Here is a 23,105-nt window from a genome sequence, read left to right as displayed (position 1 = left end):
ATGACGTATAATTTTATAAAGACCAAACTCGACGGACATGTTTTCGAATTAATTTTGGCTAGGCCAGAAAAGCGAAATGCATTTACACCAACAATGGTCAATGAAGTTGCGCACGCTGTTTCAGGAGCAAACAGCAATCAGCAAGTTTATCTTGTGCTGATCAAAGCTGAAGGCTCCGTGTTTTGTGCTGGAATGGATCTGAAAGCTTTTGAAGACCCAACGCAAGATCAGCTTAATCCCTTGATTCAAAACAAAGATTTGTCGCTGGGCGAAGTGTTAGATAAGTTGAACAAACCCTCTATTGCAATCATTGAGGGCGATGTCTTGGCAGGAGGATTTTTAATTGCTTTATCGGCTACATTTATTTTAGCTAAAAAAGAAGTAAGGTTCAGCCTTCCTGAAGTGAAACTGGGAATTTTTCCGTTTCAGGTTATGGAATCCTTGCTTAAATATTTGCCAGAACGTTTGGCCCTGCAGATCTGTTTGAGCGGAGAAGTTCTATCATGTAGCAAAGCAAAAGAATTGGGCATTGTGTACGATTTTTTGGAAGAGGATACCTTGTCAATTCACATTCATCAATTGCTTCAAAACAGTCCTTTCGCGATGCAAAAGGGAATAATTGCCGTCAAAGAGCAACGAGAAATTCCTACTCAGGATAAATACAATTTCTTATTAGCGAAGCTAAATGAATTGAAGGATTCCAAAGATGCAAAAGAAGGCATATCGGCTTGGAAGGAAAAGAGAAAGCCCGACTGGAAGAATGAATAAGAAATATTAAAATTATCGCCTTTCAATCCAAAAATTGTTATAACCCAATCCAACTTGGATATCAATCAATTCTTGCTGAAGCATTTCTAAAACAGCCAAAAAATTATACACAAACTGAACTTTGTTTTCAGAATTCTTCTTGATCAGGTTAAAATCCAGTTTTTTATTGATTTCGATAAGCTTGGTTAAGGTAAATTTTTGTGCTTCAATAGTATAAGGATAGCTAACGACGGTATGCCTAACCTCTTCAACCCGATTTTTATAACTGAACATCAATTTGCTATACACCATCAATAGTTTATACAAATCAAATTGCGCCAGCTCTTCTTCTGCCGAAGAAGATTTTTTAACTCTCTTCAGATCCGCTTGAATATTTGCCCGTTCAACAAGTTTCGAACGGCTATTTTCCAAGACCCTCAGCTCTTCACAAACTTGTTTAAACTGTTTATAGAGCAAAAGTTTGCGAATCAAGTCTTCCTTCAAATCCAATTCGTTGCCATCGGCATCGATGGGTTGGCGAGGCAAAAGCATTTTAGCCTTTATTCGCATCAAGGTCGCGGCGACGACGATAAATTCGCTCGCTAAATCCATATTCAGCGTCTGCATATGATGCAAGTAATCCAAAAAATCATCGGTTATTTTGGAAATCGGAATATCATGGATGTTTAGCTCATCCCGTTCAATAAAGAAGAGAAGCAGGTCGAAAGGCCCTTCAAAATGAGGTAAAATAATTTGGTAATTCGCTTCCGACATATCATTCAAAAATAATGAAAATAACGGAATGAAGCTCTTGTCAAATAAGCCATAACACAAGTTATGTAAACTTTTATTTGTGTATATTGTTCTATTGTTTGTATAATAAATTGTTACTTTGTAAATAATTTTTGTAATAAAAAAAGCCCATGCAAATAGAACCAGGCGCATTGCTTAAACAGATTAATTACCCCGCAGACCTTAGAAATCGCAAAGAAAGCGAATTGGAAGAGGTTTGTAAGGAATTAAGGCAGTATATAATTGATATGGTTTCCGTAAATGGAGGTCATTTTGCAGCAAGTTTGGGTGTTGTTGAGCTTACCGTGGCGTTACATTATGCATTGAATACACCCTATGACCAAATTATTTTTGACGTAGGTCATCAGGCTTATGGCCATAAAATATTAACCGGTAGACGAGATGTTTTTGAAACGAATCGTCTGTTGGGAGGCATATCTGGATTTCCGAAACGTGAAGAGTCACCTTATGATGCTTTTGGCGTTGGCCATTCGTCGACGTCTATTTCCGCTGCTTTAGGAATGGCGGTTGCTTCGCAATACAAGGGCGAAACAGACCGTCAGCACGTTGCTATTATCGGTGACGGAGCATTAACGGGCGGAATGGCATTTGAAGCGTTAAATCATGCAGGGATTGAGAAATCAAACTTGATTGTGATTCTGAATGACAATTGTATGTCCATCGACCCGAATGTTGGCGCATTGAAAGAATATTTGACAAGCATGACCACTTCGAAAACGTATAATCGTTTTCGGGATGATGTTGCTGCGGTGTTGACAAAAATTTCTGAAATTGGGCCTGATGCTTTTGGGATTGTTAAGAAAATCGAAAAAGCGATCAAAGGTTCTTTATTAAAAAACTCGAACCTCTTTGAATCACTTAATTTTAGGTATTTCGGACCAGTTGATGGCCATGATGTAAATAAGCTCGTTAAGACTATTGAGGATTTAAAGCACATACCTGGACCAAAATTGCTGCATGCAGTAACGATTAAAGGAAAAGGATATGCGTTAGCCGAAAAAGACCAAACGAAATGGCACGCGCCAGGTTTGTTCGATAAAATAACAGGAGAGATAAAAAAATCGACTTCCGACAAACCACAGCCACCAAAATATCAAGATGTTTTCGGACATACCATTGTGGAATTAGCAGAGAATAATCCCAAAATCATGGGTATTACGCCTGCGATGCCTTCTGGTTCTTCATTGAATATTATGATGGCAGAAATGCCTACTCGCGCTTTTGACGTAGGTATCGCCGAGCAACATGCTGTTACGTTTAGTGCAGGTTTGGCGACTCAGGACCTAGTTCCTTTTTGCAATATCTATTCATCATTTATGCAAAGAGCCTACGACCAAGTCATCCACGATGTGGCATTGCAGAAGTTGAATGTAGTATTTTGTCTAGATAGAGCGGGATTGGTCGGTGCAGACGGACCGACGCATCACGGGGCATACGATATCGCCTTTATGCGATGTGTTCCTAACATGACGGTTTCATCTCCGATGAATGAAGAAGAGCTGAGGAACCTCATGTACACTGCGCAACTGGACAAAAAAGGGCCATTTGTAATTCGCTATCCTCGAGGAAATGGCGTTATGGTGGATTGGAAGAAACCATTTAAAGAAATTCCGATAGGAAAAGGACGAAAAATATGTGATGGCGAAGGGTTGGCTGTTTTAAGTTTCGGTCATGTAGGCAACGAAGTTGTTAAAGCCTTCAAAGAATTAGCTGAAAAAGGAATCCACCCCGCCCATTATGACTTGCGCTTTGCAAAACCTTTGGACGAAGCCATGTTGCATGAGGTTTTCAAAAAGTTTGATAAAGTCATTACGATTGAAGATGGAACGATTACAGGAGGCGTAGGTTCTGCGGTGTTAGAATTTATGTCTGCAAATGGATATCAAGCACAAGTTATCCGTTTGGGAATCCCTGACCAAATCGTGGAGCAAGGAGAACAAAAAGAATTGTGGCAATTGTGCCGGTATGACGCAACCGCTGTTGTTGAGGAGATTGTCAAATTGGTTAAGCCAATCAAGGCCGACTTTATGGTCGGTTAGCATAAAGTTTTACAGAAGCCCACAAGAATTTTCCGGAGTCATGGGAGATTCTTGTGGGCTTTTTCATTTTAAAATAAAGGCTAATTTTCGTTAAAAAAAGGTAAAAAACTCATTCGTAAAATCTTTATCTACAATTTAATTTTATCAAGTAAAGTTTTCCACAGTAGACGCTTACGAATTAAAAAGCTCCAAAATAAATCTGTTTAAACACGATAAAAAATCCTAGTGTTAATAAAATATTTTGGTCAAAAAATCAGCTTCTAAAATCGATAAAAAATTAATGTAAATAACTGAACAATAGTGATTTGATATTTTTTTTACTTTTTAGTTTTTATCATCAAAAAATTTTGTCATCTTCGTTGTAAGCGAAAGTTTTACACAAAAATTTTCTCAAATATTGGTTTTCAAGTTATTAACAAAATAGGAATGGAAAAAACGTATACAAGTGTTTGGAATAGCTGTCTTCAGGTAATAAAAGACAACATTCCTGCGCAAAGTTTCAAAACATGGTTTGAGCCTGTGAAGGCAGTTCGTCTTGAAGGAAACGTTTTAACAATTCAGGTTCCAAGTTTATTTTTTTACGAATGGTTGGAAGAGCATTATGTTGGTATTCTTAGAAAAACGGTAAAGAAGTTTTTAGGTGAGCAAGGCCGATTGGAATACAACATTGTCGTAGAAAAATCTTCATCCACTCACCCTTATACCACCAACATTCCGTCGAACGGAAATGGTGCAGAAGGAAAGAAACAATCTATTCCGGTTCCCGTAGCCTTAAACAAAAACATAAAGAATCCTTTTGTAATTCCAGGACTGAAGAAATTACAAGTAGACCCTCAATTAAATCAAAATTATTCGTTCGATAACTTTATTGAAGGTGAATGTAACCGTTTGGCTCGTTCTGCGGGATATGCTGTAGCGAATAAACCAGGTGGAACATCGTTTAACCCCTTGATGATTTATGGTGATGTGGGTTTGGGAAAAACACATTTGGCGCAAGCCATCGGTAACGAAATCAAACGTAATCTTCCCGATAAGTTGGTTATTTATGTTTCTTGTGAGAAATTCTGTCAGCAATTCGTCGACTCGCTAAAGAACAACACAATCAATGATTTTGTGAATTTTTACCAAGCGATGGATGTGATTATTATGGACGATGTTCATAATTTCGCCGGCAAAGAAAAGACACAAGATATATTCTTCCATATTTTTAACCATTTGCATCAATCAGGCAAGCAGATTATCTTAACGTCGGATAAAGCGCCAAAAGACCTTTCAGGGCTTGTAGAGCGTTTGCTAAGCCGGTTTAAATGGGGTTTGTCTGCAGACATTCAGATTCCTGATTTAGAAACCAGAATGGCTATCTTGAAAAAGAAAATGTATTCTGACGGTATCGAATTGCCAGACAATGTGGTTGAATATGTTGCGAATCAGATTGACAACAGCGTCCGGGAATTAGAAGGGGCTATGGTTTCTTTATTGGCGCAATCAACATTAAACAAAAAAGAGATTGATTTAAATCTGGCAAAATCCATGCTGAAGAACTTTGTGAAAAACTCACACAAGGAAATCTCGATGGAATACATTCAAAAATTGGTTTGCGAATACTTCGAAGTGCCTGTTGAAATGGTAAAATCGAAAGTCCGTAAACGCGAGATTGTTCAAGCAAGACAAATTTCGATGTATCTGGCCAAAAACCACACGAAATCTTCCTTAAAAACGATTGGTAATTTCTTTGGAGGCAGAGACCACTCAACGGTAATCTATGCTTGCCAAACGGTTGAAGATTTAATTGAAACGGATAAAAAATTCAAGACATACGTGAACGATATTCAAAAGAAATTAAAAACTTCTTAATCATAATCGCTCTGAAACGAAACAAGAGGCTGTATCAAAAGTAAAATTGAAGTTGGCTTTACAAAATAAAATTTGGCCATCAGATTAAGGTGACTGTTTACATAGAAAAAACGGGCAATTTTCACATCGAAAATTGCCCGTTTTACTAACTTTAATCATTTGCTCAAAACTTAATTTGGCAAAAGATGTTCAAAATTGATTTATGATACAGCCTCTTGTTTTTGTTATGATACGGTCTTGTTGCTTAAAATGCAGCTACAGTATCTTGTTTTACTGGTTGTACCTTATCTACTTTTTTAGCTTGTCTTTCCTTCACAATTTCCGCATAAATCGGTTTTTGCTCATCTGTTAATTGCTCAACGATTTTTGCATCTGTTGTAGCCCAGATTGTGTTCAATTGTTCTTTTAATACATCCGGCGACAATGTTTTATCCTCTTTCAAAGCGTGCTTTGCTTTTGTTTGCTCAAGAATAATTGGATAAATCGCTTGTTGCTGTGTTTCTGTAAGCGTTAGCTTTTGTGTTAATTCAGCTACAGCTTCTACTGCTTTTTGTTCAGGGTTCGCTTGTTGTGCAAATGTTAATGTTATTGCAAATAAGAATGATAGTCCTGTTAAAATTAACTTTTTCATGTTTTTTTATTTTAGTGAAAAATTCTGTTCATTTACTTAATCTATATACATAACAGGAAAGTTGTGTTATTTATTGTAAATTAAGTATCAGGTTTGTTACAATTTAACCTTTCTTAACAGAATAGCAGGCATAAATACTTGCTTAAAACAGAAAAACGGAATAAAAAAACAATGAGATAACGATAATCAAAACGGAAATGAATAAAGGCATTCAGCTCCGCTGAGAAATAATCCTGCGGATTTATTGGACAAAAAAAGACCGCATTATTCCTGCGGTCTTTTCGGTAAAATCAGATGAGTGATTGTTATCTTCCTCGTCCAGCCCCCCTGCCTTTGTTTTCCTTTTGAAACTCTTCAAACTTTGGAAGTTGTTCGGGCGTCAAGATAGCCTTGATTTTTGCTTCCTTTTTGGTATTCAAATCTTTCATAGATGACATGGCGGCCTCTCGGTCACCACCCGCATTTTTAAACAATTCATTTTGGGCTTGAGCAGATTCCAAAGCATATTTATAAACTGAAACTTTCTGTGCCTGATTTAATGCCAATTTTTCATTTAGCTTCTCAACTTCCTTTTGTGCCCGTTGTTCTGGAGTGGAATTATCTCGTCCGCCTCCTCCTCGTTGTTGAGCAAAAGAAATGCTCAGTCCAGCAAAAATAACGGCTATCAACAAAATTAACTTTTTCATAAATTCTCCTTTTTTTTATAAAGTTGAGCATAAAAAGTAGAAGTAAATACCAGCAAACAAAAGTTTAGGAAACATTAACTTCCATTAAGGTATATTAACACTGTCTGTTAAATTAGAGCGCTTTATTGATTAATTCGTCAAAATGATTGGCATGCTCCAAGGCCTGTTGAATGGGTTGGATGTATAGAGGAAATTGACTAAAAACGGAACTTGGGATACGCTGAAAATCCTTTTCAGTCGTTAGGATGATTTTTTCTGGGTTAGCTAAACTATCGAATGCTTTTTTGATTTTATCAAAATCAGACTCTTCAAAAGCATGGTGGTCCGAAAAGCGAACGTGTTCAACCGACTTCGAAATTGGAGTCAAGTACTCAAGAAGCGGTTTTGGGTTTGCTATTCCAGTAAATAAAAGAATGGATGTATTGCTTAAGTCGGTTTCTAAAACATTTCGCTTCGCGGAATGAATAGGAAGATAGCTGATTTTAGAATAAAAAATCGGACTGTTCGAGTACCGCTTGATTTTATGCTCAATCTTCCTTTTTTCATTTTCAGAAATAGCCGAAGGGCATTTTGTGATAACAATGCAATCTGCACGTCTCGTCTGGCTCATCAAATCCCTAAAATTTCCTGTCGGCAAGGGCATTCCAAACGACAATAGCGATTCAAAATCGAATAGCAATATCGAAAATTTTGGTTTTAGTTTTCGATGCTGAAAAGCATCATCTAGAATGATGACATCATGATTCTGCTCCAATTGTTCAACGCCAAAGCAACGGTCTTCACAAACCGCAACAGTAATTTCAGGAAATTTTCGTTTGAACTGAAGTGGCTCATCCCCGACTTCGTCGGCGGTAGATGCGGTATGAACCAAAGCAAATCCCTTGGTTTTACGTCCGTAGCCACGGCTTAAAGTGGCAACCTTTTTTGAGTCTTTCAGCAGCGAAATTAAGTATTCGACCATCGGACTTTTCCCCGCCCCTCCGACAACTAGGTTCCCAACCACAATCGTTGGAATAGCAAACTCACGGCTTTTAAACAGCTGGATATCGTACAGCTTATTCCGAATCCACAAGATGCTTGCGTAAAGCGCTGAGAACGGAAGTAAAAGCCACCGAAGCGCAGCCATTATTTTTTTACTAATTTTATGCCAACGTCACTGACATCGAGCAGTGGGTTTTCTCTCATGTTTTGTTCAATACCAAAGGTATAGGTTCCGGTATCTGGAAATGAATAATTCTCTTTATACAAAACCTGATGTTCATATAAGCTTCCAGCATCATTTCCAGTCCATCGACCATCCAGCTCTGCCAATTTTAGTTCGATTCGATTCGCGGTATCGGCTAAGGCAGGTCCAGATTCATGGATTCGCAGGAACACATTCGAAAAATCATATTTATCCGTATTGCGGAGATTTACATAAACGGCATACAAAGCATTTTTGTCTTCGATATGCACAGGAAACTCTTTGATATCGCCATACTCCCAGCGTCTGTTCAGAATTGGCGTGTTTTTTTCATAAAACACAGCCTCTTGACAAGAAGAAAAGAGGAAGAGTACGAAAATAAAAAAGCAGTATGTTTTCATGTTATGCTCTCGCAGCATCTCCGGCATTTCCGTCGGGAGACCTTGGGTTCTTTTTGTTTTTATTAAATCGTCTTTTAGGCTTTTTAGGCGCATCATCCTTCGCTTTTGGAGCAGCATTTGCGTCAGTTTTGACTTGCTGTTGCTTCGCTGGCGCTTTCTTCGTTTGCTCAGGTTTCGCTGCGGTATCTGCCGAAGCTTCCTTTTTAGCCTTTGGTTTGTTCTTGCGTTTTTTCTTGCGGTTGCGCTCGTCTAAACGAGTCAAACTATCTTGTCCGACTACATTTTCGTAATCGAATACCACAGCTTTGTGCACCTCTTCTTGGACGACGATACCAATCAATTCATCTGGTTTCTTTCCAGCTTTGTTCATTTCCGAAAACTCACGGACTTTTTCAACCGTTAACGGAATCCAATTTTCAGCTTTCGGGTACGAAAACCACATGGTCTTTTTGAAGATGTCGGTTTTTTGAAGATAAGCAACACCGATTGCTGTCTCGATGCGTTCCACATGATTAGGAATATCTTTCAACGCGTCCATATAACTGTCCAATTCGTAGTTCAGACAGCATTTTAACTTGCCGCATTGACCCGCCAGTTTCAGCGTGTTCAATGACAGATTTTGATAGCGCGCCGCGGCTGTAGAAACCGTTTTAAAGTCCGTCAGCCATGTCGAACAGCATAACTCTCGGCCACAGGAACCAATTCCGCCTAAGCGGCTTGCTTCCTGACGCATACCAATCTGGCGCATTTCAATTCGGATTCGGAAAGATTCAGCCATGCGCTTAATCAGCTCTCTAAAATCCACACGGCCTTCGGCCGTATAATAAAATGTCGCTTTGGTTTTGTCGCCTTGATAGTCGACATCCGAAATTTTCATCGACAAGCCGAGCTCCAGAGCAAGATTTCTTGCGCGGTGCATCGTTTCCCATTCCAAATCCTTTGCCGCCTGAAATTTAGCAACATCCGATTCATTCGCTTTGCGATAAATCTTTTTGACAACTTCGTCTTGAGGAACTTTATTTTTCTTCAATTGGAGACGAACCAATTCGCCGGTCAGCGAAACATGGCCGATGTCGTAACCGCCCGCATTGGGCTCGACAGCAACCATCTCTCCCATTTCCAGGTAAAGATTGTCAACATTTACAAAAAATTCCTTCCGAGAGCCCTTAAAACGGACTTCTACGATATCAAAAGGTTTATAGTTAGATGGCAAATCCATGTCGGAAAGCCAATCGTATACATCTAATTTATTACATCCGCTGGTCATACAGCTGCCGTTATTCTCGCAGCCTGAAGGAATAGCTCCTGGCGTTTTTGTGCCGCAGCCTCCACCGGATGCGCAACTTCCACATCCCATATTTTCTATTATATATATTGAGTCCCTTGCGGGAACGTATTGTATTTAAACAGTAAAACTAACTGCAAAGATAAATCTAAAAATAATATTTTAGGATTCGCATTTCTTTCTACAGAATAATGCGTTTTTTCTAATTCATCAATTGCGACCTCTAACTGTTCAAGTGTAAATAATTTACTAAATCGCTGCACAAAATCCAATTCTGGATTCTGTAAATAAACCATGCTGGACAATCCTTGATTCTCCAGAACGATTTGACGCATAATATTTATGCTGTAAAAAATAAAGTTCTTCTGATTCTCCCTGCCTAATTTGGAAATTTCGTTTTCACAGATGTGAATGATGGAAAGCCCCGAATCATTGACAATGAAACGCAACCACCGAATCAGCAGGTCAAAATGCTGATGAACTTCATCTTGAATAAGGTTTAATGCTTCTTGCATGTTGCCTTCGGCAATGAATGCAATTTCATTTGCTCGAGCGGAATCAATGTTTTTCTCATCTATAAGATAGTTCTTGATTTCGTCGAGACTGAATTTATTAATTTTAACCAGTTGAGTTCTGGAGATAATTGTATTTAAAATGCGGTCCTGATTTTCGGAAACCAACAAAAAAAGCGTTTTTTCAGGAGGTTCTTCAATCAGTTTCAACAAGGCATTGCCTTCTTTTTCCAAATATTCGGGCAACCACATAATCAGCACTTTGTATTCGGCTTCGAAAGCTTTTAAACTCAGTTTTTTGATAATATCATGTGCTTCCGCAATATTGATGTTGGCTTGTTTGTTGTCTCCGCTTAAGTTTTCACGCCAAGCATTCAAACTTAAATATGGGTTTGACAGAAAAGCATTGCGCCATTCTTCGATGTAGGTAGTTGCCACATCGGTAGACCCTTTAGCAAAGAAAGGATAAGAAAAATGCAAATCCGGATGGATGAGCTTCTCATATTTCCGACAGGAGGAACATTGGCCACAGCTGTCATTTTCTAGCTTATTTTCACAATTGAGGAATTGTGCGTATGCAACCGCCAGGGCTAAACTTCCCGAACCTTCAGGGCCTATAAAAAGCTGTGCATGGCTAATCCGATTTGTATTAATCGTGTTAACCAGTCTCTCTTTTATAGATTCGTGTCCGACAATGTTTTTAAACTGCATAGTTCTTTGCACAAATGTACTAAATTAAACTTTCGCTTAACTAAATTATACGGCATTAGGCAAATTTCAATGCATAAAATTTAGATTCTTTTCTGTATTATTGCATATTAAAACTTAATTATAAGTAATGAGATTTATTGTTTCTACATCCATATTATTAAAACAATTACAGGCCATCAGCGGCGCTTCGAGTACAAGCACGGTGCTTCCTATTTTAGAAAACTTTTTGTTTGAAATAAAGGATAATATCCTGACAATTTCTGCAACCGATTTGCAGACCAGCATGGTTACTTCTTTACAAATCGAAGCGAAAGAAGAAGGTCGGGTAGCGATGCCTTCGAAAATTTTGATTGAAACATTAAAAACACTTCCGGACCAGCCGGTTGCTTTTTCTGTCGACACAAAAACATTGGCTATCGAAATTTCAGCAGGTGACGGAAAATACAAATTGAGCGGAGAGAATGCAGATGATTTCCCTAAAATTCCAGTTGTAGACAATATTTCAACAGTTTCAATCGGAGCTCCTGTTTTATCAGAAGCAATCAATAAAACTATTTTTGCGGTTAGCAATGACGAATTGCGCCCTGCGATGTCAGGCGTTTTGGTTCAATTGGCTGAGCAATCCATTACTTTTGTTGCAACAGATGCACATAAATTGGTTCGTTACCGTCGTACAGATGTGAGCGCTGAGAAAGCGACATCATTGATTCTTCCAAAGAAAGCATTGAGTTTGCTAAAATCTTCGCTTCCGGTTGACGATGTACAAGTAACGATTGAATATAACAACACAAATGCTTTTTTCACATTTGCGAATATTCATTTAATCTGCCGATTAATCGACGAGCGTTATCCAGATTACGAAGCGGTTATTCCAAAGGTAAATCCAAATAAATTAACTGTTGACCGCGCTCTGTTTTTAAACACACTGCGTCGCGTGGTTATTTTTGCAAATAAAACGACACACCAAGTTCGTTTAAAGATTTCGGGTTCGGAATTGCATATTTCTGCGGAAGACTTAGATTTCTCGAACGAAGCACACGAACGTTTGAGCTGTCAATTCGAAGGTGATGACATGGAAATTGGTTTCAATGCGAAGTTTTTAGTAGAAATGCTGAACAACTTAAGTGGCGAAGAAATTGTGATTGAAATGAGCACGCCAAATCGCGCGGGCTTATTAATCCCAGCAATAAAAGCGGACAACGAAGATGTGTTAATGTTGGTTATGCCAGTGATGTTAAACAACATTTAATCGCTCGGGTTTGGATTTTATTTCAACAATAATCGACTTCATCCTACACATTGATGACCATTTAGTCGACATCGTTAATAATTATCAGACGTGGACTTATTTAATTCTGTTTCTAATAATTTTTGCTGAAACAGGCTTGGTGGTTACGCCATTTTTACCGGGAGACTCTCTTCTGTTTGCCGCAGGCATGTTAGCGGCGCAGCCGAATGAACTAAATGTATGGCTGTTAATTATTATTTTATTGGTCGCGGCCATTACGGGAGATTCGGTGAATTATTCAATCGGGAAAAACTTCGGGTTGCGAATCACGAATTTCAGGCTGTTCGGAAAACAAATGGTCACCGAAGCTCAAATTGCCAAAACACATTCATTCTATGAGAAATACGGAAGCAAAACGATTGTAATTGCTCGTTTTGTACCGATTGTTCGCACATTAGCGCCTTTTGTCGCTGGCGTTGGCCGAATGAATTACGGAACCTTCTTCACCTATAATGTCGTAGGAGCAATTCTATGGGTCGTAGGAATCACATTGGCTGGATATTTCTTAGGAAACATTCCGATAATAAAAGACAACTTTTCAAAGGTGGTGTTGATAATCATCGTACTATCTATACTCCCAATCATATTTGAAGTGGTAAAAGAAAAATTTTTTAAGAAAAAGGAAGCCTAAAGGTTTCCTTTTTTGTTTTAAGAGGTTGTGATATGGAATGGATTCATTCGCTCATTGATTTTGTCTTGCACATTGATGTGCATTTGCTCGAGATTGTCAACAGCTATCAATATTGGACTTATCTGATTTTGTTCCTGATTATTTTCTGCGAAACAGGTTTGGTGGTCACGCCATTTCTACCCGGCGATTCGGTTCTTTTTGCTATGGGCGCTTTAATAGCCAAACCCGAAACAGATTTAAGCATCCTGCTGATGCTGTTTTTGTTGATTTTAGGAGCGATTTTGGGTGACTTCGTCAATTATGAAATTGGAAAATATTTAGGGCCGAAAGTATTCAAAGAAGATTCTAAACTATTCAAGAAGTCCTATTTGGAAAAAACAGAACAATTCTATCAAAAGCACGGAAACAAAACGATTATCTATGCGCGATTTGTTCCGATTGTTCGGACATTCGCCCCTTTCGTCGCCGGAATAAGCAAGATGCCTTATCGGAATTTTGGTTTTTATAACATCATCGGAGGCACCTTGTGGGTTTCGCTATTTCTGTTGGTCGGTTATTTTTTCGGACAGATTTCGTTCATAAAAGATAATTTCTCTTTAGTCATTCTGGCGATAATCATTCTTTCTTTGCTTCCTCCTTTATTCGAAATTATTCGGACTAAAAAAAAGTAATTTCCGCCCACATTAAACGTTTATAGAAAGAGAATGTCATAATTGAAAAACCCTATGCGAATATTTTTACTTTTTATTTTACTTTCCTCAACAGCTTTTGCTCAAAAAAAGCAAATTATCACCGACAAAATCCAAGCGAAAAGCGCTTATGAATTGCTAAATGACATTCGGCTCCATCCTGAAAAATACAGAAAAGTATTAGGCATCAGCAACGTCGAATTAATCACGAAAACGAAGCTGGTTTGGAATGACCAATTGGCAAAAGTCGCCGAGTCCAGAGCCTATGACATGGCCAACCGCAACTATTTTGACCATACAAATCCGGATGGTTTTGGGCCAAACTATTTCATTCAGCGGGCAGGCTATCAGTTAAATGCGGATTGGCTTAAAACGAAATCTGCAAATAATTTTGAATCCATAGGCGCCAACCATCCGACCGCCGAAGACGGAATCAAAGCATTGATTATAGGCAAAGGCTCTCCTGGATTTATGCATCGCAAACATTTGCTCGGAATGGATACATGGAATGGTTCCTTGCAGGATATCGGAATCGGTTTCGTGCAGGTGCCCAAAGGAACGGCTTACAAAACCTATCTCTGCGTTATTATTGCGAAGCACGATTGGTAATTTGCGATTAAAATAAGGGCTTTGCTTTTAGTTTTATACCTTTGTATATGATAAAATCAATGACTGGGTATGGAATAGGTTCTCAAGAAACGGAGAAAGTAAAATATTCTGTAGAAATCAAATCACTCAATTCTAAATTTCTGGAATTAAATCTTCGCCTTCCGAAAGCGGTTTCTGACAAAGAATTGTTTTTGCGCGGCGAGTGTGGTAAGCTCATTGAACGTGGAAAAGTAAACATCACGACGAACGTCGAATACAAAGACCAAACCGCCAAAGCATCTGGAATCAATGCAGAATTGCTGAAGAAATATTATGTCCAATTGCAAGATATCGCGTTGGAATTAGGCGGGTCTCAAAATTCGCTATTTCAATTGGCGTTGAACATGCCTGAAGTTGTTTCTTCAAACGAAGAAATCAATGAAGAAGAAGGCGAAATTCTCCTAGATGCATTTTACGATGCGGTTAAATCATTTAATAAATTCAGAGAAGACGAAGGGGCAATCTTAAAGCAAGATTTGCAGACTCGCGTGGAAATGATTTTATCGTTTATGAGCGATGTAGAAGCTGTAGAGGGTGACCGAATTCCATTAATTCGCGAACGCATTAGCCAATACATGGACCAAACGGTTGGGAAGGAAAATGTAGACATGAACCGATTCGAACAAGAATTGATTTACTACATCGATAAATTAGACATTACCGAAGAAAAAGTCCGTTTGCGTAGCCATTGCCATTATTTCATTAAGGCATTGAATGCTTCAGATTCAAACGGCAAAAAGCTAGGTTTTATTTCCCAAGAAATGGGACGCGAAATCAACACGCTCGGCTCTAAAGCAAATAATGCGGAAATTCAACAAATTGTTGTCCGCATGAAAGAAGAGCTTGAAAAAATTAAAGAACAATTATTAAACGTATTATAGAAGAAATGAGCGGAAAATTAATCATTTTTTCGGCGCCTTCGGGAGCAGGCAAAACGACTATTGTAAGGCATTTGTTGAAAACAATGCCAGATAAATTGGCTTTTTCAATTTCGGCAAGCACGCGCGAAGCGAGAGGCGAAGAAGTGCACGGCAAAGACTATTATTTTATCAGCAAAGAGGAATTTTTGCACCGCATTGCGAAGCAAGAATTTATTGAGTTTGAAGAAGTGTATGCAGGAACATTTTACGGCACCTTGCGTGCAGAGGTAGAGCGCCTGTGGGCAGAAGGAAAATCGGTGATTTTTGATATTGATGTCATTGGCGGTTTGCGCCTGAAATCTAAATTTCCGGATGAAGCATTGGCCATTTTTGTCAATCCGCCGTCCTTGGATGTTTTGAAAGAAAGATTGCGCGGTCGCGGAACAGATTCAGAAGAGAAACTGCAAGAGCGTTTTGCTAAGGCAGAGCATGAATTGTCGTATGCAGACCGTTTTGATGTGGTTTTGCAGAACAATGATTTGGAAACGGCTTGCAATGAGGCGGAAGAATTGGTTCGGAATTTTTTGAATTCTTAAATAATGAATAAACAAATCGGATTATTTTTCGGTTCCTTTAATCCTGTCCATATCGGTCATTTGATGATTGCGAGTTACATGGCTAATTTTACGGAATTGGATGAAGTCTGGTTTGTGGTTTCTCCTCAAAATCCATTTAAAGAAAAGAAGAATTTAGGAAATATGTATGACCGATTGGAAATGGTCAATATTGCCTTAGAAAAGTCCGAAAATTTAATAGCTTCTTCCATTGAATTTAACCTTCCTCAACCTTCTTACACGATTGATACGCTAATCCATTTAAATGAAAAATACCCCAACAAGGATTTTGTTTTGATTATGGGCGAAGACAATTTGGTTTCGCTGGAAAAATGGAAAAACTACGAAATCATCTTACGGGATTACAAGATTTTCGTTTATCCGAGACCAAACGCTGGCGAATCCAAACTAAAAGACCATCCTTCCATTACCATCACGGATACGCCGTTAATCGAAATTTCCTCAACATTTATTCGGCAGGCAATTAAGAACGGCAAAAATGTCAAATATTTTACGCCTGATGCGGTAATTGATTTTATCGACAAAAAGGGATTATACCTGTAGCATAGATAACCCGAAAATAAGATAGGGAATAATCCGAGACATTTCTGATAAAATAGCTATATTTAAAAAACGAGCTCATTTTTATGAAAAGAATCCTAGCCTTACTTCCTTTGCTAATCCTCTGTTTTTCTCATTCTTTTGCTCAAGAAGAATATGTTCATTACGAACCCACGGAGGCCGATTACGCTTACCGAGAATTGCGAGCCAAACCATCCATTCCACCTTATGGATTGGATAAGGTAAAAGGTCTGATTAAGAAAGTCACTTTCGCCCCAAGTGACGAAGGCGATGCCGGAATCAGTGCATTATCGGCTTCTCAATACGACGGTCTCTCCCTTCGAGAGAAATTTACCTACACGATGATTCATCCCGAAGCTTATTCACAGAATTGTGCGATTTTTATCTATTCGAAAGATGAACATAAGCTGATTTATTCCTATTTGATTTCTTGGATGGACGAAACCACCTGGAGCGAACGACAAGTGAATTTTCTAAGGGATAACCGTGATTCTGTCATGCAGATTATTCAAGAATCTGTGAATAGAAGCAAACGAATGGGGGTAAACTATAAAGATGCGGTTGTCGAAATCAATGCATGGGAAATGATTCCCTACCTGATTAACTACTACAAAACGAATAAGCAAGATGTGGATGTGCTGACCACCTTATTGTTGTTGATGAAACAAGGAGAATATGCGCCTTTTTTACAATCGGCTTCCTATAGCAAACTGTATGGCTCGGATTACAACTATGAGCGTTACATCAATCTTAATCAAGCAAACGAAGAATTAATTGTCCAAAGAGCCATGGGCTATTACGGAGATAAAATTGCGAATAAATAATTTCAGCAAAGCGAATAAAAAATTCATCGCGGAAACAACAAGAGAATATAACTCTTCAAAACAGAAATAAAATGGATAAATGGTTGATATGTCTATTTCTGATGCTCATCAATTTGCTGAATGCGCAAGCGCAGAATACATTTATTCAAATCCCGGCTGGCGAATATTCCATTGGCCACAGCCAAATCAACGATAATCCTGTTCGAAAAGTGGATACAAAAAGCTTTTCGATTGCATCAACGGAGCTGACCAATGCCGAATTTGAAAAATTTGTCCAAGCAACGAGCCATAAAACCCTAGCAGAACGCTTTCACAATGCGCAAGTATTCGAACCGGGCTTGGAAGAATTCCGATGGCTTCAAGACAGTACGGCCTATTGGCGATTTCCGAATGGCATTTCTCGGGGTGGAATAGAAAATAAAATGGACCATCCCGTTACCTGCATTTCCTATAAAGACGCGATTGCTTACTGCGAATGGGCGGAAGTTCGGTTGCCGACATTGGATGAATGGGAAATTTCCGCCAAAGCGAGAAGCACATCCAATTATTCAGAAGGCATAAGCCAAGAGAACATCAGTGATTTCGCAAATATCTGGCTTGGCAAAAACCATTTGGAAGCCGATACAACGGATGGTTTTATGTATACGTCGCCTGTTGGTTCGTTTAAGCCAAATGCATGGGGATTGTATGATGTTTTTGGCAATGTATTCGAGTTTTGCGAAGGAAGCTTACCGCGAGACAAAGGAAGATTTGTCGCGCATGCGCGCGGAGGCTCTTGGTGGTGCAGTAAAAATGCCTGCTCCGCTTACAATTCCTTTTTTGTCGGCTCGGTAAACCCCAATGCCTCGTTTAGCAATTTAGGATTCCGGGTAGTTAAAAAATAAACTACCTCCCCATCCAACCGCCATCAACAGTCAGAATCGTTCCGTGCACATAATCCGAAGCTTTGGACGCTAAAAAGACTGCTGGCCCTTTAAAATCTTCTGGCTCGCCCCATCGTCCTGCCGGAATGCGCTCGAGAATCGATTTTGAGCGGTTCTGGTCATCGCGCAAAGCCTCCGTATTGTCGGTCGCAATGTAACCCGGCGCAATCGCATTGACGTTCACGCCTTTCGAGGCCCATTCATTCGCGAATGCTTTGGTCAAAGAGCCAATGGCACCTTTCGACGCCGAATATCCAGGAACATTGATTCCGCCTTGGAAGGTCAGCAACGAAGCCGTAAAAACGATTTTTCCTGAACCGCGAGCAATCATTTCTTTTCCAATTTCACGTGTCAGAATAAATTGCGCATTTTGGTTGATTTCAATAATCTCATCCCAGTATTCGTCGGGATGTTCAGCAACAGGTTTTCGCAAAATATTTCCAGCATTGTTGAACAGAATATCAATTTGAGGATGTTCAGATTTCACTTTTTCGATAAACTCGTAAAGCGATTTTCTGTCGGAAAAATCACATTGATAAGCCGAAAAATTCTTCCCTAAATTTTTGATGCTTTTTTCAATGTCCGAGTTCTCCAACTCCAGGGTCGCCGAAACGCCAATAATATCTGCTCCGGCCTCGGCTAAAGCTTCGGCCATGGCTTTGCCGATTCCTCTTTTGCAACCTGTGACCAAGGCTGTTTTTCCAGTTAAGTCAAATGATTGTATCGTGTTCATGCTATTTTTTTAATTGGATTTGTAAGGGTTTTTGGATGGCTGTTGCCTTTTGGTCTACAGCATTTTTCCAAGATTCAAAGGACGTGTTTTGACCGGCTTTGTTCCAAGTCGCGCCATTGTAATAAATAAATTCGCTGTTATTTTTTGCAGTTGAATGAAGCAGAAATTGACTTTTATTGTCATTATCAAACCGTAAGCCGGTTGATTTAGGCGCGATTACCGCAATTCCGGTTTCTCCAAAATCTTTTAGGGATGGTTCCCAATAAACCAAAGCACCGGTTTTCTTATCGAATGCGTAGGCGGGATTTTCTTCATTTCTTTTGGCTACGCCAATAACGAATGGAGTCACGTTGTTTTGCTGATTATCCATTGCGACAGCAATTTTATTAAACGAAGAGCCAGCATCTAAGCTGATGGTTTTTGTCAATGAAATTACCTGTCCGTTGATTTCTTGAGGTTCAAAGGTCAATTTAAACGTTGTCCGCAAAGGGCCGTTATCCAAAATCGCATACTGACGATAATGTTTTGTGTATCGAATTTGTCCGTCAAGAAACAAAGCAATGTCTCCAGCACCTAATGTTTGCCCAACGGAGTAATAATCTAACCCTTCGCCATGGTCAGCATGGTAGTCTCCAGTAGCATACCATTTATTGATAACCAAGTTTTCCGTTCTTTTTGCCCAGAAATCCATTCCCTGAGCATCATCGCTCCGTCCTTCTAAAGCTTTTCCGTATAATCGAAAAGCAACCACATCATTTTCCCAGGCAAAATCATCAAACCGTTCAGGTACATAACGTGCAAAGGTTTTTGATGAAATGGGTTTTTTAGGGCCTTGAATGACCTTTAATTTTAACGAAGATTTCGCTGGAATTTCGATTTGAATCAAGAGGTTTTGAGGGTTTTCATTTCCCAATTTCTCAAATTGATAGTCAAATTCCTGTTCGCCATTGCTAATCACAAATCCAGAATCAACCTTGAAATGTGCTTGGAAATCCGCATACGGAATGCTGACCAATTCTTTTCGAGCAAAATCAGTTGGATTCTTTATGTTAATGTGCTGGGCAAATGTTATTGCGAAGCAACAAAAAAACGAAATGCTGAGAATAATCGTTTTCATTAGCGCAAATCGGTTATCGGACGTTTGTCCATATCATCATAATCCATGTTTTCTCCAGCCATTCCCCAGATAAATGTATAATTCGAGGTTCCGGCTCCTGAATGAATCGACCAAGGTGGGGAAATAATCGCTTGTTCATTGTGCATCCACACGTGCCTGGTTTCTTGCGGTTCGCCCATAAAATGCGAAACAGCCTGTCCTTCCGGCAGGTCAAAATAAAAATACACTTCCATTCGTCGGTCATGCGTATGCGCCGGCATGGTATTCCAAACCGAACCCGTCTTTAACTCCGTCATGCCCATTTGCAATTGGCAAGTCTGAATGACCGTATGCAAAAGCATCTGATTAATGATTCGGTGATTGGCCGTTTCTACTGCGCCCAATTCAATCTGATTCGCTTCAGCTTTGGTCACGCGCTTGGTCGGATAGCTTTGATGAGCCGGAGTGGAATTGACGTAAAACTTTGCTGGCTTTGAGGAGTCCTTACTGCTAAAAAAGACAGCCTTTGCGCCTTTGCCGATGTAAAGCGCTTCCTTAAAATCGATGTCAAAAATTTCTCCATCGACTTCGACCTGTCCTGTTCCGCCGACGTTTATGATGCCGATTTCTCGGCGAGAAAGAAAATAAGGTTCTTTGAGCAATTCGTCGATGGTCTCTAATTTTAGCTTTTCGCCTACGGGCATCAATCCGCCAGTAATGTACCTGTCATAATGGCTATAGACAAAATGAGAAGCATTTGGACGAAATAAATTTTCTATCTGAAAGTTCTCCCTTAATCCCGAGGTGTCTAAAGCCTTCGCTTCATTAGGTCCAATAGCATATCGAGATTCAAAAGTTACTGTATTCATCTGAGTTGATTTAGATATTAAAATATGGGAATATACACATTTTAATGCTTTAGTCAGTATTTGGCCAAAAGTTTAGCCATTTGAAAAAATGATAAAACAATTTTCTTTCGAGTCTGTTTTTGCTATAGATTTAAAACAGATTATCATGGATGAATTGAATTTAAAAGGAAAATGGAATGTCTTAAAAGGCAAGGTAAAACAACAATATGCTGATTGGACAGACGACGATTTAAAATATGAAGAAGGCCAAGACGATGAATTATTAGGCCGTATTCAGCAAAAATTAGGAAAAACGAGGGAAGAAGTTATTACCTGGTTAAAAAGTTTAGGTTAATTTTTTTCATCAGGTTTCTTGATAGAAAGCGTCAAGGGGATTTTCCTTTGACGCTTTCTCGGTTTTATGGCCCGCCAAGTTTTTATGACAGCGAGAAAGCGCATCGGCATTTCATACATGTGATTTTTTCTTTTTAACTTAGCCTAATGACAAAGAAAAAGCCAACCATTCTTGTAGTGAATGATGATGGAATTACCGCTCCAGGCATCAGGGTGCTGATTGAAGAAATGCAATTGATTGGACACGTAATTGTTGTGGCGCCCGACAGTCCGCAATCTGGAATGGGGCATGCCATTACGATTGGCAAACCCTTGCGATTGGATAAAATCGAATTGTACGACGGAGTCGAAATGTACAAATGCTCTGGTACGCCGGTCGATTGTGTAAAATTGGCAGTAAATAAAATATTCAAAGGCAACAAGCCCGATTTATGCGTTTCTGGAATCAATCATGGATTGAATAATTCAATCAATGTTTTGTATTCGGGAACGATGTCCGCTGCGGTCGAAGGTGCAATCGAACATATCCCATCCATTGGATTTTCGCTGGATGATTTTTCTTACCACGCAGATTTTGAGCATTGCCGTAAATTTATTCAGCAGATTGCCAAACAAGTTCTTGAAAACGGTTTGCCGACAAACACCTTGCTGAATGTGAATTTCCCAAAAACCAAAGAGCTTAAAGGGATAAAAATTTGCCGTCAGGCTGGCGCACACTGGGTTGAGGAATTTGATGAACGCGTCGACCCGCATAATCGCGATTATTATTGGATGACCGGAAAATTTGAATTGCAGGACAAAGGAGAAGATACCGACTGTTATGCTTTGGAGCATAATTATGTTTCTGTGGTTCCGGTCCAATTTGACATGACAGCACATCATGCCATTCCGGAATTAAATACTTGGACTTTTGACCGATAAGTAGCATGAAAAACTCTATCTTAATCGGTTTGTTGCTCGGATTTGTTGCTCCCCTTCTGTCTTTTCTCTTGACATATTATACGACCTTGCAACAAAGCCTCGCGCCCAACAAACCCATTGTGTTCTTTGTTGTTGCGGGAGCAATAAATTTAATCCTAATGCGCATCGTGTACAAAAAAGGTTTAGATAATGTAGGGAAAGGGATTATGCTGATGACCTTTTTGGGCTTGCTTGCAGTTCTCTACACGCAAAAATTTACGATATGAAATTAACATTGGGGTTTTCGCCCTGTCCGAATGATACATTCATCTTTTATGCATTGATTCATCATAAAATCGATACCAAAGGATTTGAATTCGAGGTGCATTATGAGGATGTCGAAACGCTGAATCAAAAGGCATTTGCTGGCGAATTGGACATTACAAAATTAAGCTATCATGCTTTTGCATACGCTGTTGAGCAATATGCATTATTGGATTCTGGTTCCGCATTAGGTTTTGGCGTCGGGCCATTATTGATTACGAAGGACGAAGGCTTGGCCAAAAAACTAACCTCTTATTTAGCTTCTGGGGAAAATATTCCTGAGGAACTGCAAAATCTTAGGATAGGCATTCCAGGAAAATACACGACAGCCAATTTTTTATTGGGCTTAGCCTTTCCCGCTTTACAGAATAAAGAGGAAATCCTTTTTTCAGAAATTGAAAGTTCATTGTTGCAGGATAAAATCGATGTCGGCTTGATTATTCATGAGAATCGATTCACTTACCAAGACAAAGGATTGCATAAAGTGGTTGATTTGGGGGATTATTGGGAAAAGACAACCGAATATCCTATTCCGCTGGGCGGAATTGTCATTAAGCGCAGTCTGCCGGAAGAAGTACAATTGCAGGTTAATCAGTTAATTCAAGAAAGCGTGCAGTACGCCTTTGCCAATCCAAAATCGGGTTTGGAATATATCCGTTCTCATGCGCAAGAAATGGAGGAATCGGTTATGTATAAGCATATTGAATTGTACGTAAACCAATATTCTGAAAACTTAGGTGTGACCGGAAGAAACGCTGTTAAACACTTGTTTGATAAGGCAATTTCTTTACAGCTAGTTCCTCGCACAGAGCAAGAGTTATTTGTAACGTGATTTTTAAATAAAAAAGGAAATCAACATGCTATTTATCAACTCTAATAACTAAATTTGCCCCGTTAGTGACATTTTGACTTGAACATGATTTTGGAGT

The 23,105-nt window shown here is 39.3% G+C and carries 26 protein-coding genes; 16 read left to right on the top strand and 10 right to left on the bottom strand.

Annotated elements, in window-relative coordinates:
* On the top strand, positions 1-768 hold the full coding sequence (locus C4F49_RS10405; RefSeq protein WP_196935785.1) for an enoyl-CoA hydratase/isomerase family protein: 768 nt from the start codon (positions 1-3) through the stop codon (positions 766-768).
* Between the two features lie 12 nt (positions 769-780).
* Here C4F49_RS10405 and C4F49_RS10400 read toward each other — a convergent pair whose 3' ends face one another.
* Complete coding sequence (locus C4F49_RS10400; protein WP_196935784.1) at positions 781-1,521, bottom strand: segregation and condensation protein A; 741 nt, start codon at positions 1,519-1,521, stop codon at positions 781-783.
* 149 nt (positions 1,522-1,670) lie between these two features.
* On the opposite strand from C4F49_RS10400, the gene dxs reads away from it, so the two are divergent.
* Complete coding sequence (gene dxs, locus C4F49_RS10395) at positions 1,671-3,599, top strand: 1-deoxy-D-xylulose-5-phosphate synthase (RefSeq protein WP_196935783.1); 1,929 nt, start codon at positions 1,671-1,673, stop codon at positions 3,597-3,599.
* A gap of 426 nt (positions 3,600-4,025) precedes the next feature.
* Positions 4,026-5,453 (top strand): chromosomal replication initiator protein DnaA, encoded by a 1,428-nt coding sequence (gene dnaA / locus C4F49_RS10390; protein ID WP_196935782.1) that lies wholly within the window; start codon positions 4,026-4,028, stop codon positions 5,451-5,453.
* Between the two features lie 244 nt (positions 5,454-5,697).
* Here dnaA and C4F49_RS10385 read toward each other — a convergent pair whose 3' ends face one another.
* From C4F49_RS10385 to C4F49_RS10360, 6 genes are all read right to left on the bottom strand, one after another.
* Positions 5,698-6,084: a hypothetical protein gene (locus C4F49_RS10385; protein ID WP_196935781.1), complete on the bottom strand. Its 387-nt coding sequence runs from the start codon at positions 6,082-6,084 to the stop codon at positions 5,698-5,700.
* A 305-nt stretch (positions 6,085-6,389) separates the two neighbouring features.
* On the bottom strand, positions 6,390-6,770 hold the full coding sequence (locus tag C4F49_RS10380; RefSeq protein ID WP_196935780.1) for a hypothetical protein: 381 nt from the start codon (positions 6,768-6,770) through the stop codon (positions 6,390-6,392).
* A gap of 112 nt (positions 6,771-6,882) precedes the next feature.
* The gene (lpxK, locus tag C4F49_RS10375) at positions 6,883-7,896 is read right to left on the bottom strand and encodes a tetraacyldisaccharide 4'-kinase (protein WP_196935779.1); all 1,014 of its coding nucleotides are present in this window, start codon (positions 7,894-7,896) and stop codon (positions 6,883-6,885) included.
* On the bottom strand, positions 7,896-8,354 hold the full coding sequence (locus tag C4F49_RS10370) for a gliding motility lipoprotein GldH (RefSeq protein WP_196935778.1): 459 nt from the start codon (positions 8,352-8,354) through the stop codon (positions 7,896-7,898). The genes lpxK and C4F49_RS10370 overlap by 1 nt, the downstream gene beginning before the upstream one ends.
* A gap of 1 nt (position 8,355) precedes the next feature.
* Positions 8,356-9,711, bottom strand: a complete 1,356-nt coding sequence (locus tag C4F49_RS10365; RefSeq protein ID WP_196935777.1) for a PSP1 domain-containing protein — start codon at positions 9,709-9,711, stop codon at positions 8,356-8,358.
* A gap of 8 nt (positions 9,712-9,719) precedes the next feature.
* On the bottom strand, positions 9,720-10,862 hold the full coding sequence (locus C4F49_RS10360) for a DNA polymerase III subunit (RefSeq protein ID WP_196937255.1): 1,143 nt from the start codon (positions 10,860-10,862) through the stop codon (positions 9,720-9,722).
* Between the two features lie 127 nt (positions 10,863-10,989).
* Between C4F49_RS10360 and dnaN the strand changes: the two genes are divergently transcribed.
* From dnaN to C4F49_RS10315, 9 genes are all read left to right on the top strand, one after another.
* Positions 10,990-12,111 (top strand): DNA polymerase III subunit beta, encoded by a 1,122-nt coding sequence (gene dnaN, locus C4F49_RS10355; protein ID WP_196935776.1) that lies wholly within the window; start codon positions 10,990-10,992, stop codon positions 12,109-12,111.
* A gap of 10 nt (positions 12,112-12,121) precedes the next feature.
* Positions 12,122-12,781, top strand: a complete 660-nt coding sequence (locus C4F49_RS10350) for a DedA family protein (RefSeq protein WP_196935775.1) — start codon at positions 12,122-12,124, stop codon at positions 12,779-12,781.
* Between the two features lie 32 nt (positions 12,782-12,813).
* Positions 12,814-13,452 (top strand): DedA family protein, encoded by a 639-nt coding sequence (locus tag C4F49_RS10345; RefSeq protein ID WP_196935774.1) that lies wholly within the window; start codon positions 12,814-12,816, stop codon positions 13,450-13,452.
* A gap of 54 nt (positions 13,453-13,506) precedes the next feature.
* Entirely contained in the window at positions 13,507-14,079 is a 573-nt protein-coding gene (locus C4F49_RS10340) for a CAP domain-containing protein (RefSeq protein ID WP_196935773.1), read from the top strand.
* Between the two features lie 47 nt (positions 14,080-14,126).
* Entirely contained in the window at positions 14,127-14,999 is an 873-nt protein-coding gene (locus C4F49_RS10335; protein ID WP_196935772.1) for a YicC/YloC family endoribonuclease, read from the top strand.
* 5 nt (positions 15,000-15,004) lie between these two features.
* On the top strand, positions 15,005-15,574 hold the full coding sequence (gene gmk / locus C4F49_RS10330) for a guanylate kinase (protein ID WP_196935771.1): 570 nt from the start codon (positions 15,005-15,007) through the stop codon (positions 15,572-15,574).
* Positions 15,575-15,577: 3 nt separating this feature from the next.
* Positions 15,578-16,156: a nicotinate (nicotinamide) nucleotide adenylyltransferase gene (gene nadD, locus C4F49_RS10325; protein WP_196935770.1), complete on the top strand. Its 579-nt coding sequence runs from the start codon at positions 15,578-15,580 to the stop codon at positions 16,154-16,156.
* An 83-nt stretch (positions 16,157-16,239) separates the two neighbouring features.
* Positions 16,240-16,998 carry a hypothetical protein gene (locus tag C4F49_RS10320; protein ID WP_196935769.1) on the top strand — a complete coding sequence of 253 codons (759 nt, stop codon included), beginning with the start codon at positions 16,240-16,242 and terminating at the stop codon, positions 16,996-16,998.
* Positions 16,999-17,069: 71 nt separating this feature from the next.
* Positions 17,070-17,882 carry a formylglycine-generating enzyme family protein gene (locus C4F49_RS10315; RefSeq protein ID WP_196935768.1) on the top strand — a complete coding sequence of 271 codons (813 nt, stop codon included), beginning with the start codon at positions 17,070-17,072 and terminating at the stop codon, positions 17,880-17,882.
* 1 nt (position 17,883) lies between these two features.
* Here the strand turns inward: C4F49_RS10315 and C4F49_RS10310 are convergent, their stop codons facing one another.
* The 3 genes from C4F49_RS10310 to kduI are packed head-to-tail and all read right to left on the bottom strand — an operon-like array spanning position 17,884 to position 20,619.
* The gene (locus tag C4F49_RS10310) at positions 17,884-18,654 is read right to left on the bottom strand and encodes an SDR family oxidoreductase (RefSeq protein WP_196935767.1); all 771 of its coding nucleotides are present in this window, start codon (positions 18,652-18,654) and stop codon (positions 17,884-17,886) included.
* A gap of 1 nt (position 18,655) precedes the next feature.
* Positions 18,656-19,771, bottom strand: coding sequence for a DUF4861 family protein (locus C4F49_RS10305; protein WP_196935766.1), 1,116 nt, complete (start codon positions 19,769-19,771; stop codon positions 18,656-18,658).
* Positions 19,771-20,619 (bottom strand): 5-dehydro-4-deoxy-D-glucuronate isomerase, encoded by an 849-nt coding sequence (kduI, locus tag C4F49_RS10300; protein ID WP_196935765.1) that lies wholly within the window; start codon positions 20,617-20,619, stop codon positions 19,771-19,773. Before kduI ends, C4F49_RS10305 begins: the two co-directional genes overlap by 1 nt.
* Before the next feature lie 145 nt (positions 20,620-20,764).
* Between kduI and C4F49_RS10295 the strand changes: the two genes are divergently transcribed.
* The 4 genes from C4F49_RS10295 to C4F49_RS10280 all read left to right on the top strand — a co-directional run bounded on the left by C4F49_RS10295 (position 20,765) and on the right by C4F49_RS10280 (position 23,008).
* A complete protein-coding gene (locus C4F49_RS10295; RefSeq protein ID WP_196937254.1) occupies positions 20,765-20,953 on the top strand; it encodes a CsbD family protein in 189 nt (62 codons plus the stop codon).
* Positions 20,954-21,099: 146 nt separating this feature from the next.
* Positions 21,100-21,873 carry a 5'/3'-nucleotidase SurE gene (surE, locus tag C4F49_RS10290; RefSeq protein WP_196935764.1) on the top strand — a complete coding sequence of 258 codons (774 nt, stop codon included), beginning with the start codon at positions 21,100-21,102 and terminating at the stop codon, positions 21,871-21,873.
* A gap of 5 nt (positions 21,874-21,878) precedes the next feature.
* Positions 21,879-22,139, top strand: a complete 261-nt coding sequence (locus C4F49_RS10285) for a hypothetical protein (protein WP_196935763.1) — start codon at positions 21,879-21,881, stop codon at positions 22,137-22,139.
* Positions 22,136-23,008 (top strand): menaquinone biosynthesis family protein, encoded by an 873-nt coding sequence (locus tag C4F49_RS10280; RefSeq protein WP_196935762.1) that lies wholly within the window; start codon positions 22,136-22,138, stop codon positions 23,006-23,008. Before C4F49_RS10285 ends, C4F49_RS10280 begins: the two co-directional genes overlap by 4 nt.
* The last annotated feature ends 97 nt before the right edge of the window (positions 23,009-23,105 follow it).

The organism is Sphingobacterium hungaricum (genome assembly GCF_015210005.1).
Lineage (GTDB): Bacteria > Bacteroidota > Bacteroidia > Sphingobacteriales > Sphingobacteriaceae > Sphingobacterium > Sphingobacterium hungaricum.
This window is presented reverse-complemented; position numbering and strand designations above follow the sequence as displayed.

What these genes read in the sequence shown, in the direction of transcription:
- C4F49_RS10365 (WP_196935777.1), bottom strand. Translation starts at nt 9,711, where the DNA reads ATGGGATGTGGAAGTTGCGCATCCGGTGGAGGCTGCGGCACAAAAACG.
- surE (WP_196935764.1), top strand. Translation starts at nt 21,100, where the DNA reads ATGACAAAGAAAAAGCCAACCATTCTTGTAGTGAATGATGATGGAATT.
- C4F49_RS10385 (WP_196935781.1), bottom strand. Translation starts at nt 6,084, where the DNA reads ATGAAAAAGTTAATTTTAACAGGACTATCATTCTTATTTGCAATAACA.
- dxs (WP_196935783.1), top strand. Translation starts at nt 1,671, where the DNA reads ATGCAAATAGAACCAGGCGCATTGCTTAAACAGATTAATTACCCCGCA.
- C4F49_RS10360 (WP_196937255.1), bottom strand. Translation starts at nt 10,862, where the DNA reads ATGCAGTTTAAAAACATTGTCGGACACGAATCTATAAAAGAGAGACTG.
- C4F49_RS10370 (WP_196935778.1), bottom strand. Translation starts at nt 8,354, where the DNA reads ATGAAAACATACTGCTTTTTTATTTTCGTACTCTTCCTCTTTTCTTCT.
- C4F49_RS10305 (WP_196935766.1), bottom strand. Translation starts at nt 19,771, where the DNA reads ATGAAAACGATTATTCTCAGCATTTCGTTTTTTTGTTGCTTCGCAATA.
- dnaN (WP_196935776.1), top strand. Translation starts at nt 10,990, where the DNA reads ATGAGATTTATTGTTTCTACATCCATATTATTAAAACAATTACAGGCC.
- kduI (WP_196935765.1), bottom strand. Translation starts at nt 20,619, where the DNA reads ATGAATACAGTAACTTTTGAATCTCGATATGCTATTGGACCTAATGAA.
- C4F49_RS10345 (WP_196935774.1), top strand. Translation starts at nt 12,814, where the DNA reads ATGGAATGGATTCATTCGCTCATTGATTTTGTCTTGCACATTGATGTG.
- C4F49_RS10280 (WP_196935762.1), top strand. Translation starts at nt 22,136, where the DNA reads ATGAAATTAACATTGGGGTTTTCGCCCTGTCCGAATGATACATTCATC.
- C4F49_RS10340 (WP_196935773.1), top strand. Translation starts at nt 13,507, where the DNA reads ATGCGAATATTTTTACTTTTTATTTTACTTTCCTCAACAGCTTTTGCT.
- lpxK (WP_196935779.1), bottom strand. Translation starts at nt 7,896, where the DNA reads ATGGCTGCGCTTCGGTGGCTTTTACTTCCGTTCTCAGCGCTTTACGCA.
- C4F49_RS10285 (WP_196935763.1), top strand. Translation starts at nt 21,879, where the DNA reads ATGAAAAACTCTATCTTAATCGGTTTGTTGCTCGGATTTGTTGCTCCC.
- C4F49_RS10380 (WP_196935780.1), bottom strand. Translation starts at nt 6,770, where the DNA reads ATGAAAAAGTTAATTTTGTTGATAGCCGTTATTTTTGCTGGACTGAGC.
- C4F49_RS10320 (WP_196935769.1), top strand. Translation starts at nt 16,240, where the DNA reads ATGAAAAGAATCCTAGCCTTACTTCCTTTGCTAATCCTCTGTTTTTCT.
- C4F49_RS10315 (WP_196935768.1), top strand. Translation starts at nt 17,070, where the DNA reads ATGGATAAATGGTTGATATGTCTATTTCTGATGCTCATCAATTTGCTG.
- gmk (WP_196935771.1), top strand. Translation starts at nt 15,005, where the DNA reads ATGAGCGGAAAATTAATCATTTTTTCGGCGCCTTCGGGAGCAGGCAAA.
- C4F49_RS10310 (WP_196935767.1), bottom strand. Translation starts at nt 18,654, where the DNA reads ATGAACACGATACAATCATTTGACTTAACTGGAAAAACAGCCTTGGTC.
- nadD (WP_196935770.1), top strand. Translation starts at nt 15,578, where the DNA reads ATGAATAAACAAATCGGATTATTTTTCGGTTCCTTTAATCCTGTCCAT.
- C4F49_RS10335 (WP_196935772.1), top strand. Translation starts at nt 14,127, where the DNA reads ATGATAAAATCAATGACTGGGTATGGAATAGGTTCTCAAGAAACGGAG.
- C4F49_RS10400 (WP_196935784.1), bottom strand. Translation starts at nt 1,521, where the DNA reads ATGTCGGAAGCGAATTACCAAATTATTTTACCTCATTTTGAAGGGCCT.
- C4F49_RS10405 (WP_196935785.1), top strand. Translation starts at nt 1, where the DNA reads ATGACGTATAATTTTATAAAGACCAAACTCGACGGACATGTTTTCGAA.
- dnaA (WP_196935782.1), top strand. Translation starts at nt 4,026, where the DNA reads ATGGAAAAAACGTATACAAGTGTTTGGAATAGCTGTCTTCAGGTAATA.
- C4F49_RS10295 (WP_196937254.1), top strand. Translation starts at nt 20,765, where the DNA reads ATGGATGAATTGAATTTAAAAGGAAAATGGAATGTCTTAAAAGGCAAG.